This is a genomic window from Moraxella lacunata, assembly GCF_900453205.1.
GTDB lineage: Bacteria > Pseudomonadota > Gammaproteobacteria > Pseudomonadales > Moraxellaceae > Moraxella > Moraxella lacunata_B.
Genome location: NZ_UGQU01000002.1, coordinates 233966 through 250020, shown reverse-complemented (window position 1 = coordinate 250020; position 16055 = coordinate 233966). Strand labels below are relative to the sequence as shown.

At 42.2% G+C, this 16055-nt stretch carries 17 protein-coding genes and 1 other annotated feature (1 of these 18 cut by a window edge); of the genes, 7 read left to right on the top strand and 10 right to left on the bottom strand.

The features are described from left to right. The first annotated feature begins 135 nt into the window (after positions 1-135). The 3 genes from DX073_RS06610 (at position 136) to DX073_RS06600 (ending at position 3197) form a co-directional block, all read left to right on the top strand. Positions 136-894: a YciK family oxidoreductase gene (locus tag DX073_RS06610; RefSeq protein ID WP_115006797.1), complete on the top strand. Its 759-nt coding sequence runs from the start codon at positions 136-138 to the stop codon at positions 892-894. A gap of 109 nt (positions 895-1003) precedes the next feature. Continuing rightward, entirely contained in the window at positions 1004-2329 is a 1326-nt protein-coding gene (paeA, locus tag DX073_RS06605; RefSeq protein WP_115006795.1) for a polyamine export protein PaeA, read from the top strand. Positions 2330-2474: 145 nt separating this feature from the next. Beyond that, positions 2475-3197, top strand: a complete 723-nt coding sequence (locus DX073_RS06600; RefSeq protein ID WP_115006793.1) for a nitroreductase family protein — start codon at positions 2475-2477, stop codon at positions 3195-3197. Between the two features lie 36 nt (positions 3198-3233). Here the strand turns inward: DX073_RS06600 and DX073_RS06595 are convergent, their stop codons facing one another. Next, a complete protein-coding gene (locus tag DX073_RS06595; RefSeq protein WP_115006791.1) occupies positions 3234-3698 on the bottom strand; it encodes a hemerythrin domain-containing protein in 465 nt (154 codons plus the stop codon). Positions 3699-3871: 173 nt separating this feature from the next. Next, entirely contained in the window at positions 3872-4012 is a 141-nt protein-coding gene (gene ykgO / locus DX073_RS06590) for a type B 50S ribosomal protein L36 (protein WP_029103571.1), read from the bottom strand. A 481-nt stretch (positions 4013-4493) separates the two neighbouring features. Between ykgO and DX073_RS06585 the strand changes: the two genes are divergently transcribed. Then, complete coding sequence (locus tag DX073_RS06585; protein ID WP_115006789.1) at positions 4494-4979, top strand: hypothetical protein; 486 nt, start codon at positions 4494-4496, stop codon at positions 4977-4979. 57 nt (positions 4980-5036) lie between these two features. Here the strand turns inward: DX073_RS06585 and fabF are convergent, their stop codons facing one another. After that, positions 5037-6332 (bottom strand): beta-ketoacyl-ACP synthase II, encoded by a 1296-nt coding sequence (gene fabF / locus DX073_RS06580; RefSeq protein ID WP_115006787.1) that lies wholly within the window; start codon positions 6330-6332, stop codon positions 5037-5039. A 248-nt stretch (positions 6333-6580) separates the two neighbouring features. Here fabF and DX073_RS06575 point away from each other — a divergent pair, with 248 nt between their 5' ends. The 3 genes from DX073_RS06575 to DX073_RS06565 all read left to right on the top strand — a co-directional run bounded on the left by DX073_RS06575 (position 6581) and on the right by DX073_RS06565 (position 9114). Further along, positions 6581-7666: a DUF418 domain-containing protein gene (locus tag DX073_RS06575; protein WP_115006785.1), complete on the top strand. Its 1086-nt coding sequence runs from the start codon at positions 6581-6583 to the stop codon at positions 7664-7666. A 160-nt stretch (positions 7667-7826) separates the two neighbouring features. Next, on the top strand, positions 7827-8273 hold the full coding sequence (locus tag DX073_RS06570; protein ID WP_115006783.1) for a MarR family winged helix-turn-helix transcriptional regulator: 447 nt from the start codon (positions 7827-7829) through the stop codon (positions 8271-8273). After that, entirely contained in the window at positions 8260-9114 is an 855-nt protein-coding gene (locus DX073_RS06565) for an ABC transporter six-transmembrane domain-containing protein (protein ID WP_115006781.1), read from the top strand. Before DX073_RS06570 ends, DX073_RS06565 begins: the two co-directional genes overlap by 14 nt. A gap of 97 nt (positions 9115-9211) precedes the next feature. Here the strand turns inward: DX073_RS06565 and hisF are convergent, their stop codons facing one another. The 7 genes from hisF to hisG all read right to left on the bottom strand — a co-directional run bounded on the left by hisF (position 9212) and on the right by hisG (position 15913). After that, positions 9212-10030: an imidazole glycerol phosphate synthase subunit HisF gene (hisF, locus tag DX073_RS06560; protein WP_115006779.1), complete on the bottom strand. Its 819-nt coding sequence runs from the start codon at positions 10028-10030 to the stop codon at positions 9212-9214. Beyond that, positions 10024-10752, bottom strand: a complete 729-nt coding sequence (hisA, locus tag DX073_RS06555) for a 1-(5-phosphoribosyl)-5-[(5-phosphoribosylamino)methylideneamino]imidazole-4-carboxamide isomerase (RefSeq protein ID WP_115006777.1) — start codon at positions 10750-10752, stop codon at positions 10024-10026. Before hisA ends, hisF begins: the two co-directional genes overlap by 7 nt. Positions 10753-10817: 65 nt before the next feature. Next, complete coding sequence (gene hisH / locus DX073_RS06550; RefSeq protein ID WP_115006775.1) at positions 10818-11417, bottom strand: imidazole glycerol phosphate synthase subunit HisH; 600 nt, start codon at positions 11415-11417, stop codon at positions 10818-10820. Further along, the gene (gene hisB, locus DX073_RS06545; protein ID WP_115006773.1) at positions 11417-12505 is read right to left on the bottom strand and encodes a bifunctional histidinol-phosphatase/imidazoleglycerol-phosphate dehydratase HisB; all 1089 of its coding nucleotides are present in this window, start codon (positions 12503-12505) and stop codon (positions 11417-11419) included. Before hisB ends, hisH begins: the two co-directional genes overlap by 1 nt. Positions 12506-12581: 76 nt before the next feature. Continuing rightward, a complete protein-coding gene (gene hisC / locus DX073_RS06540; protein ID WP_115006771.1) occupies positions 12582-13637 on the bottom strand; it encodes a histidinol-phosphate transaminase in 1056 nt (351 codons plus the stop codon). A 1-nt stretch (position 13638) separates the two neighbouring features. Beyond that, complete coding sequence (gene hisD, locus DX073_RS06535) at positions 13639-14925, bottom strand: histidinol dehydrogenase (RefSeq protein ID WP_115006768.1); 1287 nt, start codon at positions 14923-14925, stop codon at positions 13639-13641. Between the two features lie 97 nt (positions 14926-15022). After that, positions 15023-15913 carry an ATP phosphoribosyltransferase gene (hisG, locus tag DX073_RS06530; protein ID WP_115006766.1) on the bottom strand — a complete coding sequence of 297 codons (891 nt, stop codon included), beginning with the start codon at positions 15911-15913 and terminating at the stop codon, positions 15023-15025. Between the two features lie 23 nt (positions 15914-15936). Then, positions 15937-16055 (bottom strand) — a sequence feature (His leader region) (it continues 4 nt past the right edge of the window).

Sequence of the window (16055 nt, the reverse complement as noted above, 5' to 3'; positions counted from 1 at the left end):
GGGTGGGCTTTCCACGCCCGTTAGTAAAACTAGTACACTCCTACGGTGGTATATTTTGGAGTTAAGCAAGTATAAAATTATTTAAATTTAACCATATTTTAATTTTTACTTAATAAAACAAATCAGTACCCAACCATGACGACACAAGACATTTTAAACTATACCCCGACCGCCGACAGCCTAGCCGACAAGATTATCCTAGTAACAGGGGCAGGGGACGGCATTGGCAAAGTGGCAAGCCTAACCTATGCCAAATGTGGGGCGACTGTACTCCTGCTTGGCAAAACAGAGTCCAAACTAGAAGCGGTCTATGATGAGATAGAGAGTTTGGGGCTTGCCACGCCTGCCATTTTGCCCATGGACTTAGAAAAGGCGAGCTTTGCTCAGATGAATGAGCTTGCGACCCTAATTCAAAAAGAATTTGGCAGGCTTGACGGCGTGCTACATAATGCAGGTGTGCTTGGGGCATTGACCCCACTTGAAATGTACGACCCCATTACCTTTGAGCAGGTCATGCATGTCAATGGCACAGCCGTGTTTATGCTCACCCAAGCTCTGTTTCCACTACTGATGTCCGCCCCCAGTGGTTCGGTGGTGTTTACAAGCTCTGGCGTGGCAAAAGTGCGACCCTTTTGGGGGGCATATGCCTTATCCAAGCAGATGATAGAAGGCATGAGTACCATTTTTACCGAAGAGACCAAAAACCACACCGCCTTGCGGTTTAACTGTATCAATCCGGGGGCGACTCGCACCAACATGAGAGCCCACGCCTTTCCAGGGGAGAACCCTTTGACCCTAAAAACGCCCGAAGACATCATGCCTGCCTATGTGTATCTCATGACCGACATGGCAAGCGGGGTAAAAGGGCAAGTGATACATTGCCAACCCAAATAACATCAGGGGCGAGCGTTCGCCCTTTTTTGTGGGCGTACGTCTTTGTACTTGAAATTTAAACGAAAATTGATAAACTACTACAAAACATTAAAACATTTTGAGCATTCACATGGATTTATTACAACATTTATTTTTAATATTCATATTGATATTAGTATCAAGTTTTTTTTCAATTTCTGAGATTGCCTTAGCAGGGGCAAGAAAATTGAAACTAAAACTCATCTCCGAAGGGGGCGACACCCGTGCTGATAAAATCATGCACTTGCAAGAGCATTCAGCAGACTTCTTTGCCACCAGCCAAATCGGTCTAAACGCAGTCGCTATCCTTGGTGGTTCGGTGGGGGAGGGGGCGCTTCGTCCTTATTTTGCCCAGTTTATCGGACAGTTTTATCAAGGGCAGTGGACAGAGAGCATTGCGTTTTTTACGAGTTTTGCGGTGGTAACGCTCATCTTTATCCTATATGCTGATTTGATTCCCAAACGCATTGCCATGATAAACCCCGAAAAGGTCGCCCTAGCAGTCATCAATCCCATGCTCGTGGTCATCAAGGTGGTCAAACCGCTTGTGTGGATTATCAACGGCATTGCCAACGCCACATTTCGTCTGTTCAAAATCAACACCGTCCGAGAAGAGAGCATCACCTTTGATGACGTCTCTGCCATTATGGACGCAGGAGCGGAGGCAGGCGTGGTGTTACAGCAAGAACAGCATTTTATTGAAAATGTCTTTGAGTTAGAAGAGCGTACCGTGCCGTCATCGATGACCGTGCGTGAAGATGTGGTGTATTTTACGCTGGGCGAGTCCGAAGAGTCCATGCGACAAAAGATAGCGGAGTTTCCTTATTCCAAATTTTTGGTGTGCAATGAGACCATTGACCAAGTCATCGGCTATGTGGACACCAAGGACATTTTGGTAAGGCTGCTCAACAACCAATCTTTTGTACAGCTTAACGAGAGTACCATTCGTAATGTGCTGATTATTCCTGATACGTTAACCCTTTCTGAGTTGCTTGACCGCTTTCGTGCCAGTAAAGAAAAATTTGCGGTCGTCATCAACGAATATGCGTGGGTGGTCGGGGTCATTACATTGTCCGACATCATGATGACGGTCATGGGGGACTGGGGGTCGCCTATTGAGGAAGAACAGCAGATTATCCGCCGTGATGAAAACTCATGGCTCATTGACGGTAGCACGCCCATCGATGATGTCAAGCACGCCCTTGATGTGGTGGAGTTTGAAGATTGGGATCATTATGAGACGTTGGCGGGCTTTATCATGTATCGCTTGCGAAAAATCCCACGTCCTGCCGATTTTGTCGTGCATGAAAATCTAAAATTTGAAGTGGTGGACATTGACCATTATAAGATTGACCAAGTGCTGGTAACTCGTTTGCCTGAGAATGTAGAAGAAGTGGCGGATAGGGACTGGATGTAGGGCGATATGCGTTTGTAAAAATGTTTAAAAATATTAGGGCGGAATAAATTCGCCCTTTTTATGCAAAATTTTTATGCAAAAATGCCAAATCATCACCGCACCAATCATGCTATAATAGTTGTTTCACACCCAACCGACATAGATTATGAGCCTATCTGACATCTTGCACCATCGCCGTGCCGTGCGTGAGTACCTGCCCACGCCCATTGACCCTAACATCGTCAAGGACTGCCTAGCTCTTGCTACACTTGCTCCGACCAGCTCTAACATGCAACTGTACGAGTGCTACCACATCACCGATAAAGCCACACTCGCCACACTCGCCAAAGCCTGCCTGTCCCAAAGCTCTGCCACGACTGCCGACCAAATGGTGGTGTTCGTGATACGTCCTGATTTGCACAGACAGCGTGCCACATCGGTGTTTGCCTTTGAGCGTGAAAACGTACGTACATACAGCCCTGTTCATAAGGTGGACAGACGCATTAAAAAATTTGACCATTATTATAATCGGCTCATGCCCCTGCTCTACACCCAAGATGTGCCACTGGTGGGGGCGGCAAGAAAGGGCGTAGCGTGTGCCATCTCAAAGGTTCGCCCCATGCAAAAGGACGTCTCAAAAGATGACATTCGTATCGTCATGCACAAAAGCTGTGGACTGGTCGCTCAGACGTTCATGCTTGCCATGAGTGAGCGTGGGCTTGATACTTGCCCCATGGAAGGCTTTGACGGGGCGATGATAAAGACCCTACTTAGACTGCCTGCCATAGCCGAGATTAACATGGTGGTGTCGTGCGGTGTGCGTAGCGAGCAGGGCGTATGGGGCGAGCGGTTTCGTGTGCCGTTTGATGAAGTGTATCGGCAGATTTAGCCATAAAAGGCGGATGGTGTTATCCGCCAAATCTCATCATTCCCCATGCTTATCTTCAAATGCCTGATGTTCGGCTTGATATAACTTGCCCAGTCGCTCTTGGGTGGGTTTGTCAAGCAGTTTTCTGGCTTCTTTAAAAAACTCATTTTCTTCTTCTTTTAAATGGTGCAAGGTCTCATCAATAAGCTCTTGTGCCGTCTTAAAGAATCGCTCGTCCCCTGTTCGCCCATCGGACAGCACCGTCATCATCTCGTCCATCTCATGATGTTCGGCAATGGCGTGGCGAGAGAGTTCTAACCCATCATCAAACGCCATTACAGGCACATACAGATGACGCTCTTCGGCGGCGGCGTGGGCTTCTAGCTCGTTTTTTAGGGGGATAAAGGCACTCTCGGCTTTGGGGCGGTCTTGTTGGGTGATGGCATGTTGAAAATCTTGACACAGCTTACGCTGAATGTCGTGATGATGAATGAGTGTGCTAAAAATGTCTGACTGGCTCATGGCTTGTCCAATAAATAAAAGAGTTATGATGGGTAGTAAATATAATCATCATAACAAAATAAGCCATGCTTGACAACGTAAGCCTGCCCATCTGTACAAAACAGCGACATTTTAAAATAGGTAATTACAAAAAAACCGCCCCATAAAGAGCGGTTCGGGGGCATGACGCCCAATTATTTGCGTTTTTTACCGCCTTGCACGGCTTTAAAACGGGGGTTGGATTTGCAAATGACAAAGGTGCGACCACGACGGCGAACCACTTGGCAATCTTCGTGGCGGGTTTTGGCGGATTTGAGTGATGATAGTACTTGCATGATACTCTCCTGTCAGAGCTGGGATAAATAAAATGTTATAATATACCAAAAATAAGCAAAAAACAAGAGAATTGAGAATAATTCTTGTAAATTATTCGTGTAAAAGGGGTTTAAAATTTGCCCAATCTTAAATTAAAATGGTAACTTACTGATTGTTGGTTATTTTTTCCTATAAATTCATCCAAAATACCATCAATAAACAGTGCCCTTTATTTTAAAATTAATAACAAGTGTTTTATCTCAGTGCTTTTTTAATTATATCTAACGAATTTGATATTTGCCACAGGATTTGTAGGGACATGCTTTCCACGCCCTTGATGATGTAACGATTTTATCGAACGTGCAGAGCACGTCCCTACGCCCGCATATTATAAATTTGTGGTAATTTTAAAGTTCTTTATCTATATAATGATGGATGATTAAGTCATCTTGCCCTAATTTGATGACTTAAACCTAACCTAGCCATATCACGGAGAAAATGATGAAATTATCTTATCTACTGCCTGCTGTCTTGTTGTTCGCCAGTACCGCCCATGCAGAGAGCTTGAACAACTTAGTAAATAAACAAGCCAATAAAACGGTACACGCCATGAATCAAGAAGAGATAGAGTATAATGGTGAAGATGCCTATATGTACGCATTGTCGCAAAAAGACATTATTTATGCTGACATCAATAAAGATGGCAAAAAAGATGCGATAGTCTCGCTGTATTATTGTGAAGAGCTAAACTGTCATAATACCACGGGCAGTTTTGAAGTGGCGACATTTTTGGCAACGGGCAAAAACCAGTACAAAAAAGGCGATGTGTATTCGGCAGGATTATCAGGCAATGTTAAAGTGGTCAATGGCATTATCCATGTTACAGAAGTATCCTACGCCGATAGCGACCCGAGCTGTTGCCCGTCAAAAAAGCGAACGGTTAAACTAAAATCAAACAACCAAGGCAAATTGGTTAAAGTGAAATAATTCTACCGAGTCTATCTATAAAAAGCCCTGTTCTAAGACAGGGCTTTTGGATTTTTATTACGCCCAACGCCTAAACACCAAACTACCATTCGTCCCGCCAAAGCCAAAGCTGTTCGAAATGGCATAGTTCACACCACTCACCGCCCTTGCGGTATGGGGAATATAGTCAAGCGTACAGGCAGGGTCTGGGTTGTCTAGGTTGATGGTGGGGGGTAGGATTTGGTGCTGCAAGGCAAGCACGGTAAAGATGGCTTCTACCGCCCCTGCTGCTCCAAGTAAATGCCCTGTCATGGATTTGGTGGAGCTGACCAAAATATCCTTACCAAACAGACTCTCGATGGCACTACTCTCCGCCACATCCCCTGCGGGCGTGCTTGTGCCGTGGGCGTTGATATAGCCGACCTTATCTGTGCTGATACCGCCGTCTGCTAGGGCGTTTATCATTGCACGTTTTGCCCCGTTGCCGTCTGTTGGTGGGGCGGTAATGTGGCTTGCGTCATCGCTCATGCCAAAGCCGACCACTTCTGCCAAAATCGTTGCTCCACGAGCCTTAGCGTGAGCAAGGCTTTCTAGTACCAATGCCCCTGCACCGTCCCCAAGCACAAAGCCATCACGGTCTTTGTCAAAGGGTCGGCTTGCCTTTGTCGGCTCATCATTGCGAGTGGATAAGGCGTGCATTGCCCCAAAGCCTGACATGCCAAGCGGTGTGCTTGCCTTTTCGCTGCCGCCCACAAGCACCGCATCCAAATCGCCATAGGCGATGAGCCTTGCCCCAAGCCCGATGGCGTGTGTGGACGTGGTGCAAGCGGTGGACGTGGCAAGGTTTGCCCCTTTTAGGTTGTGGCGAATGGCGATGAGTCCTGCGGGCATATTGACGATGGAGCCTGGGATGATAAAGGGCGAGACTTTTTTTGCCCCGTTATCACGCAAGGTGTCCCGACTATTCTCAATGGTTTGTATGCCACCAATCCCTGACCCCATGACCACACCAAACCGCTCGCTGTCTACATTGATAGGCAGGCTGTCGCCTTTGATATCATCTATCAGTCCAGCGTGATACAAGGCTTGGGCGGACGCAACTTGGGCATAATGCACAAACTCATCAAATCGGCGAATCTCTTTTGGGTTCAAAAACTCTTTGGCATTAAAATCCTTAACCAGCCCTGCAATCTTTGAGCGAAACTCACTCATCTCCAAGCCGTCAAAATCAGGTATGGCACTAATACCGCTCACGCCGTTTGTCAAGTTTGCCCAAATGCTGTCCAAATCATTGCCCACAGGGGTAATCGCCCCCATGCCTGTGATGACCACCCGTTCGCTGTCGGCTCGCTCAAAATGGGGTTTTTTCATCATTATATTCCTTGCAAATGTTTTTGAAAAATTTGTTTGCAATTTAAAGAGAGCTATTGTAACAAGATTTGTTTAAAAATAGAAGTTTACAAGTGTATTATTTTGTAAAATAAAACTGCCATGTGGTCAGCAAACAAGAGCATGTGAGCGGTTTTTTATTGCAACTTCCAAAAAAAAATCAAAAACCCCTTGCAATTAGTCCTAAAATTTACTAAAATACGCCCAACTTAGTAATTTTTAGGACTATTTTGATGTCAGCCACACCCATTACCGCCCCAAACGACCGCATCGCCATTTTGGATTGTTGGCGGGGATTTGCCATTTTTGGGATTTTAGTGGTAAACATCATCACTTTTTCGGCAATTAATCACGATTTTGAGCAACTGACCCTAAACTCGGCACTTTGGTACGACACCTTAGCACGCCATATCAGCTCCTTATTTTTTGAAAGTAAGTTTTATATTATTTTTTCATTTTTATTTGGCATTGGTTTTTCGGTACAAATAGAAAGCCTTGCCAAAAAAGGTGTGAATATCAGCCGTTTTTATACAAAACGCTTGGCGATTTTATTTATTATCGGCTTAATTCATTCAATGTTTTGGTGGGGAGATGTATTAAGACTGTATGCCATTTTAGGGTTTGGATTATTACTCTATTGGCATTTATCGGTAAAAGCCTTATTGGTATTGTCAGCATTATTGTTGATATTGGCACAAATGATTTCTATATTTCCAGATGTATTTGGTGAATTTGCTAGCCCAAAAGCAAGCGATAATATTTTTAAAACCTTATATTTTGCCCTAATTAAAATGGCACCAACGGCGTTTGCTTTATTTTTATTGGGGCGAGTGGTGGGTAAAATTGGGCTATTAAAAAATTTGGCGGATAAAAAGTCTTTAATGAAAAAAGTCATCATCATTGGGCTAATTATTTGGGCAAGTTTGACGGGTATGTTGGCTTTATTATCAGACCCTTATCACCCAATGGCAACTTTACCAAAAACTCTATCGGATATGGCATTATCATCTGTTTATTTGGCGGTATTGGGATTATTATTGGTTTATCACAAATTCGCCTTATTCACCCAATCACTTGCCAATGTCGGTAAATTGGCACTGACCAATTATGTATGTCATACCGTGATTTGCGTGTTTATTTTTCAAGGGCTTAATTATCAAGGTAAACTACAAATGGGTGGATTATTGGTCATTGCGTTATTGATTTTTATCGGGCAAATGACATTTAGTCATTTTTGGGTTAAGCGGTTTAATTATGGCTTATTGGAATGGCTTTGGCGGTCATTGACGATTGGACAATGGCAAAAGTTAATGAAATAATGATTTTGAGCGTAAGGTGTGTATTACGCACCATTAAAAAAGTTAATTTTAAAAGGTGCGTGGTACGCACCTACGGTTTACGGTAAATTTATTATTCAATAAGTGCATTAATTTGAATAATTTAATTCACTAAATTCATTCTCTTTAAAAGGAAAATTTTATGTCAAACACTCAACTCTCTCGCCTTGCCGAATTGACCGCAAGCCTTGATAGCACTTTTGAAAGCTATGCCAAAACCCAAATGGTGCTATTAAGTGAAATGTTTATTTTATATAGTTTTTATCACAAAAAATCCTTAACCCAAAAAGACATTTGTGATGAATGGGCATTACCCAAACAAACAGTACATACCATTTGCAAAAACTTAATCGCCCAATCCTTTGTGCAAATGCAGGACAATCCAAGCGACAAACGAGCCAAATTATTAAGTCTAACCGACACAGGCGAAAATTATGCCAAAAGCATCATCGCCCCATTATTGGAAGTGGAAAATAACACCGCCCAAAGTTTTGGTATTGAACGGCTAGAAAAGTTAATCCAAGAATTTGCCGAATTGGAGCAGATTTTTAAGACAAAAATGAGTGAAACAATCAATGAACCACAATAACCCAACCGCTCTAACTACCTTAAAATCTATCAGCCAAACCCATTTTAAAAAACTTATGGCGACATTTGCTTTGGTGGCGTTAGAAAATGTGTTATTTTTAACTTATCCTTTAATTGGCAGTTTTGTGATTAACGCCATTTTAAATCAGCAAGTTTGGCACGCTTTGATTTATGCGTTTTTAGTGCTGATTATTTGGAGTGTTGGTTCGGCAAGACGGGCGGTGGATACTCGGGTTTTTGTGCGGATTTATGCCCAGATTGCGGTCAAGGCGATTATTTCTGAAAAACAAAAAGGCACGACTTCATCAGCAACCGCCCACGCCAATTTAGCCAAACAATTTATTGAATTTTTTGAAGAGCAATTACCAATGTTAATTACCGCAAGTTTTACTGTATTTGGCTCGGTGGTAATGCTGTTAATCATTGAATTTTGGTCTGGGGTGATTGCAATGGGAATTTTATTATTTTTTATGGCAATTTTACCCAAATTTTCTCACCAAAATGACAAATTTTATTTTAAACTCAATAATCGCCTTGAAAAAGAAGTGAATATGATTGAATTAAACAAACAAGAGCATTTAATCAAACATTATGATTTATTAGCCAAATTACGCATTGCCATTTCAAACAGAGAAGCGACGGCTTATTTGATGATTGGCATCACAATGGCGATATTATTTGGTGGGACTTTGGCAATTTTGGCAAATAAAAACATTCAAGCGGGGCATATTTATGCGGTGATGACTTATTTATGGGGCTTTGCAATGAGCCTTGATGATATGCCAAGACTGATTGAAAAATTGTCGGAGCTAAAGGATATTGGCAATAGGGTGGAGATTTGATTTTTTTTTTAAATACAATCATCAAAGCATCGCTTGATAAACACTTAACGATAAAAAACGCCATTTCTGATAATGGCGTTTTTGTGGGTAGTGGTGGTTAAGTTCGAACTGCAACACCTTGATTTTTAAGGTAGCTTTTAAGCTCGCCAATCTGTATCAAACCCTTATGAAACACGCTCGCTGCCAACGCCCCGTCCACATTCGCCTGCATAAATACATCATAAAAGTGGCTCATCGCTCCTGCCCCGCCTGACGCAATCAGTGGCACAGCACAAATTTGCCGTATCATTTGCAATTGCACCAAATCATAGCCAGCTCGTACGCCATCTTGGTTCATTACATTTAGGACAATTTCGCCCGCCCCCAAGTTTTGCACTTCTTTGACCCAATCGGCGGTTTGCCAATGGGTTTGGCGGATTTTTTTCTCATCGCCTGTAAACTGATTGACCCAATAGGTGTTTGTACTTTTATCAAACCAGCTGTCAATGCCCACCACCACCGCTTGCACGCCAAAGCGATGAGCCAGCCGTTCAATCAAACTTGGGTCGGCAAGGGCAGGCGAATTGATGGAAATCTTATCCGCCCCATAGTCAAACAGGCGTTTGGCATCATCAAGCGTGCGAATACCGCCCGCCACACAAAAAGGGATATTGATTTCGTGGGCAACCTTCTCCACCCACGATTTGTCCACCACTCGCCCATCAGATGAAGCCGAAATGTCATAAAACACAAGCTCGTCCGCCCCCTCATCACTATAAAATTTGGCAAGGGGGACAATGTCGCCCACAATTTCGTGGTTTTTAAATTGCACGCCTTTGACCACTTGCCCATTTTTGACATCAAGGCAGGGGATAATGCGTTTGGCTAAGTGGTTTTTGCCATTGAATACTTCTTGTTCTCGTTCTTTTTTTAACATTTGATGGCTTCCTTTAAATTAACCTTGCCTTCTAATAACGCACGCCCCACAATAATACCAAACACGCCTGTTTGTTTAATTGCCTTAATATCATCAAGATTGCCAATACCGCCTGATGATTGAATATTCAGGTTTGGGTATTTTTTTATTAAAGTGTGATATAAGGCGACATTAGAACCTGATAATGTACCATCTTTACTAATATCGGTGCAAAGAATATGTTGTAATCCAACTTTTAAATATTCGTCTATTAAGTCTTCTAATAACACACCGCTATTTTCTTGCCAACCGCTAATGGCAATATAGTTTTTATTGTCCACAATATTGACATCTAAGGCAAGCACAAATTTATCTGCCCCATAGCGATTAAACCAGTCTTTGACCATTTGCCTTTCTTTGACCGCCATTGAGCCAATGACCACACGACTTGCCCCAATATCAAATAAGGCTTTGATTTCTTCTTCATTTCTAATACCACCGCCAACTTGTACTTTGGCATTGGTTTCTTTAATGATTTTTTCAATCAAATGAATTTGGCGTTTATTAGGGTCTTTTGCCCCTGTCAAATCCACCAAATGCAAATATTCTGCCCCGTCATTGATATAGTCTTGAAATTTGCTAATTGGGTCAAATTGATAATTGGTTTGTTTGTCATAATTGCCTTGATGAAGACGCACAATTTGACCGTCTATTAAATCAAGGGCTGGGATAATCATACTCATCGTGTTTTCCTTATTTAATTTTAGAATGTGGACTGTATGGGCAACTTGCAATTTACCCCTACGATTTAAATATTTTCCACAAAGTTTTTTAATAACTTTTCGCCAACTTTACCTGACTTTTCTGGGTGAAATTGCATTCCAAAAAAATTATCCTTGCCAATAATGGCACTAAATTTCTCGCCATAATCACAAGTTGCCAGCGTATTATCACCTACAGGCATTCTATAACTATGCACAAAATAGACAAATTCGCCCTCATCAATACCATAAAATAAAGGATGGTTTTTATCCAAAATAGACAATTGATTCCAACCCATATGTGGCAGGGGTAATTGGGTATTTAGTTTTTGTGTGGGGGCGTTGATGATATTTAGGGTTTGGATTTTATTATCTTTGCCCTCTTCTGAATAACTGCCCAATAACTGCATTCCCAAACAAATACCCAGTAGCGGTTTTTTAACTTGTCTTATCACTTCTATTAGGTTTTTGTTTTTGATTTCATTCATCGCAAAATCGGCTGTTCCCACCCCCGGTAATATCAATTTATCTGCTGATAATATGGTATCGGCATTATCAGAGATAATAGGGTTAATGCCCAGTCGTTCAATGGCAAATTTAACCGAAGTTAAATTGGCACAATTTGTATCTATAATTACAAGGTTCATTATAACAATCCTTTTGAACTTGGCAATTCATTGCCTTCAATTTTAATACATTGTCTTAGCGTTCTGCCAAAGACTTTAAACAAACTTTCTATTTTGTGATGGTCATTGTCGCCTTTAACTTTTAAATGTAAAGTTGCCATCATTGCATAGGCAAGCGATTGAAAAAAATGTTCGGTTAATTCGGTGCTAAAATCGCCCACTTTCTCTCGGCTAAATTTGCCCTTAAATTTAATAAAGGGTCTGCCTGATAAATCCATCGTACATTCGGCTTTACATTCGTCCATTGGCAAAACAAAACCAAATCTTGCAATACCCTTTTTATCGCCAATGGCTTGTTTTAATGCTTGCCCCAACGCAATGGCGGTATCTTCTACCGAATGATGTTCGTCTATCCACAAATCGCCTTTGCACGATACTGCCAATCTAAATCCGCCGTGTGTGGCAATTTGGTCTAACATATGGTCAAAAAAGCCAATGCCTGTATTGATTTGATTAACCCCAGCTTCATCAAGCCAAACTTGTACTTTAATATCGGTTTCTTTGGTGGTGCGAATGATTTCGCCATAGCGTTTTGGTCTATCGCCAATATTACTCACCGATACATTTAAGAGTTTTTCGCTAATGAGTTGCCAATTTAAATTATCAGGGCTATATTTAAGTCCAACAATACCCAAATTATCGGCAAGCTGTATGTCAGTATCTCTGTCGCCAATGACAAAGCTATTAGATTTGTCAAATAGATGATTGTCAATATAATTTTGCAGAAGTTTTGTTTTTGGCTTTCGGCAATCGCAATTATCTTCTTTAAAATGTGGGCAAATCAAAACATCATCAAAGACAATGCCTTGCGATGTAAAAATATCCATCATTTTATTGTGCGGTTTATCAAAATTTTCCTTTGGGAAAGAGTCTGTGCCAAGTCCATCTTGATTGGACACCATCACAAGGCGGTATTTTTTTTGTAATTGCAAAAGAGCAGGAATGACGCCCTGTTCCAATTTTAATTTTTCCAAACTGTCAATTTGAAAATCGCTTTTGGGTTCATCAATTAAAGTGCCGTCTCGGTCAATAAATAGGGTGGGTTTCATTTGTTGTTCCTTTAAAAAATTAACTTAGGTTTTTGGGCGAATTTAAGTTCGCCCCTATATTTGGCGAACAAAAAAATTACATATCTTTTAAAGCGGTTATTAATGCTTTGTTTTCGTCCATTGTACCAATACTAATACGAATACAATTTGTCAAATTAAGGGCGGTGTGCTGATTTCTGGCAATGATGCCTTTTTCCCAAAGATAATCAAAAACCGCTTGACCGTCTTTAAATTCTACCAAAATAAAATTGGCAACGCTGGCATAGCATTTTTTAACGATTGGCAAAGCCTTTAATTCATTTTCTAGCCAAAGTTTATTATCAAGCGTAATGGCAACTTTATCGCTCATTTGCTTAATACCATCATCAGATAAAGCAATGTCGGCAATTAAAGCGGTGGGGGTGGGAATAGGATAAGGGGCAATGACTTTTTGTAAACTTTGAATAACCCACTCATTTGCCAAAACAAAGCCACAGCGAATAGAAGCTAAGGCAAAGGCTTTTGACAGCGTGCGAATGATGATTAAATTATCAAAGTTGGAAAGTTCATTTGCCAAACTTTGCTCAAAACAAAAATCAATATAAGCCTCATCAACCACCACCATTGCCTTATCTTTTGTCATTGTCAAAAGACTAATAATGTCCTCACGCTTTAACAAATTGCCTGTTGGGTTATTGGGACTGCATATAAAAATAACTTTTACCTTTTCCAAATTTTTTTCAATGTCATTTAGATTTAACCCAAATTCATTGGTTAAAGGCACGATTTTACTTTGAATATTTAAAGTATCGGCACTGACTTTATACATTCCATAAGTGGGCGGACAATATAAAATACAGTCATCATTTTGACAAAAGGTGCGAATAATCAGCTCAATGCCTTCATCGCCACCTCTGGTAATCAATACTTGATTGGCATTGACTTTAGCATAATTGGCATAGGCATTGATAATGCTGGTTGGCTGTGGCTCGGGGTAACGATTTAGATTATCCAGCGTTAAAACATTTAATAACTCATTGGGCGATATTGGATATTCATTGGCATTAAGCCAAATGGTGCCATTACCGCCAATTTTGCGTGCTGATTGATAAGGTGTTAATTGGCGAATATGGGGGTTAATTAAGTTTTGCATTTTATTTTCCTTGTAATTCATCTAATCTGACTGTTACCGCCAATTTATGAGCGTCCAATTTTTCTGCCGCTGCCATTGTCGCCACCGTTGGGGCAAGGGCTTTAAAGCCATCTGTAGAAAGTTCTTGCACGGTCATTCTTTTATAAAAGTCTGCCAAGCCTAGCGATGAATAAGTGCGTGCATAACCATAAGTGGGCAGGGTGTGGTTGGTGCCGCTGGCATAATCGCCCATACTTTCAGGCGTATAAGCCCCCAAAAATACCGAACCTGCGTGGGCAATGTCGTCTAAGTATTGGCGTGGGTTTTGGGTGTTGATAATCAGGTGTTCTGGGGCATAATCATTTGAAATTTCTACACATTTTTGTAGATTGTCGGCGATGATGATACGGCTTTTGGTAAGCGACTGGCGAGCGGTGTCGGCTCTGGCTAACAGGCTAAGTTGATTGTCAATTTGGGTCAAAACCTTATCCGCCAAAGCCTTGCTGTCGGTTAATAAAATCACTTGGCTGTCGGCTCCGTGTTCGGCTTGGGAGAGTAGGTCGCTTGCCACAAAAGCAGGATTTGCCCATTCATCGGCAATCACCAGCACCTCACTTGGACCTGCTGGCATATCAATGGCGGTGCCATAGGCGTTCGCTTGGCGTTTGGCTTCGGTAACAAAGGCGTTGCCTGGTCCAAAGATTTTGTCCACCTTGGCAATGCTGTTGGTGCCAACGCTCATCGCAAAAATCGCCCCAGCACCGCCCACCGCAAAGATTTCATCAACCCCACACAAATCGGCGGTGTACAAAATTTCATCACAAATCGGAGCTGGCGAACACAGCACAATTTTTTTGCACCCTGCGATTTTGGCAGGAATGGCAAGCATTAGCACGGTAGAAAATAAGGGGGCTGACCCTGCTGGAATGTAGAGACCCACTTTTTCAATGGGGCGTGTGGTAACTTGACAACGCACGCCTGCCATCGTCTGTATGTCAATGGGTGTGGGGCTTTGGGCTAAGTGAAATTTGTGAATGTTGGCGTAGGCGGTTTGTATGGCGGATTTTAGCTCATCGGATAGGGCATTTTTGGCGTGGTCAATTTGGCTTTTTTCTACCTTTAAGGTTGTTAATTCTACCTTATCAAATTCTTTGGCAAATTTAAACAGTGCCGTATCGCCTTCTGCACAAACTTGCTGTCTGATAGTGGCGACAATTTGGCTAATCTCTTCGCCAACCGCTTGGGCTGGGCGAGTTAGGGCGGCTGTTTGTTCGTCTTGGCTTAATTCTTTCCAAATCAGGGTTTGCATAATTTTCTCTTTAAAATCAATAAATTCTATAAATGGTTTGGGGGCTAGCAAAGGGGATTTGCCCTTACGGTTTTTAAAGTGTAATAAAATCAATAAATTACAACATCATTTTTTCAATGGGTAATACTAAAATAGAACTTGCCCCCATCGCCTTTAATGCTTCCATCGTCTCCCAAAACAAGGTTTCTTGGCTGACAATATGCACCGCCACCTTGCCATCATCAGAGGCTAGGGGCAAAATGGTGGGGTTTTCGGCACAGGGCAGAAGCTTGACAATGTCGGAGAGCTTGTCTTTGGGGGCGTGGAGCATAATGTATTTGCTTTCTTTGGCTTGTTCTATGCCTGTCATTCGGGTTAGAAGCTTGTCCACAAGGGCTTGTTTTTCAAGGGATAATGGCTCACTTTTGCCAATTAGGCAAGCCTTTGAGCGGTAGATGACTTCCACTTCTTTTAAGCCGTTGGCTTCTAAGGTTGCCCCAGATGAGACCAAATCACAAATGGCAGTCGCTATCCCTGCACTGGGGGCAACTTCTACCGAGCCTGTGAGCAGGCAATTTTTGAAGGGGACGGCATTTTTGTCCATATAGGCTTTTAAAAGATTGGGGTAGCTGGTGGCAATACGGGCGTTTTTTAGGCTTGCAAGCCCCCCGTAATCAAAGTCTTTTGGTACGGCAAGCGACAGACGACATTCGCCAAATTCAAAGACTTTAAGTTTGTTAAAGCTGGCAATCTCGCCCTTGTTTTGGCGGTCAAGCTGGCATTCGTCCAGCACATTTTCGCCCACAAAACCCAAATCCGCCACGCCGTCAAATACAAGGGCGGGAATGTCATCATCTCGCACACGCAGTAGCTCAATGGCTTCGTTTTTGGCATAGACGATTAGGCGGTCTTTGTTGTAATGAAACTTGATACCGCACGCCTTTAATAAGTCTTGGCAATCGGTGCTTAATCTGCCTGATTTTTGAATGGCGATTTTTAGACGATTCATAATTTTTCCTTTAAGATTAAAAAAACAAAAAACCCTTGAAATTGCTTTCAAGGGTTGATACCGTCTTTTGTGCCATCGCCTTGAAAGTCTTTTTTCTTTCAAGCAAAACCACACGCCCAAAAGAATTTTAGGAATGATGGTG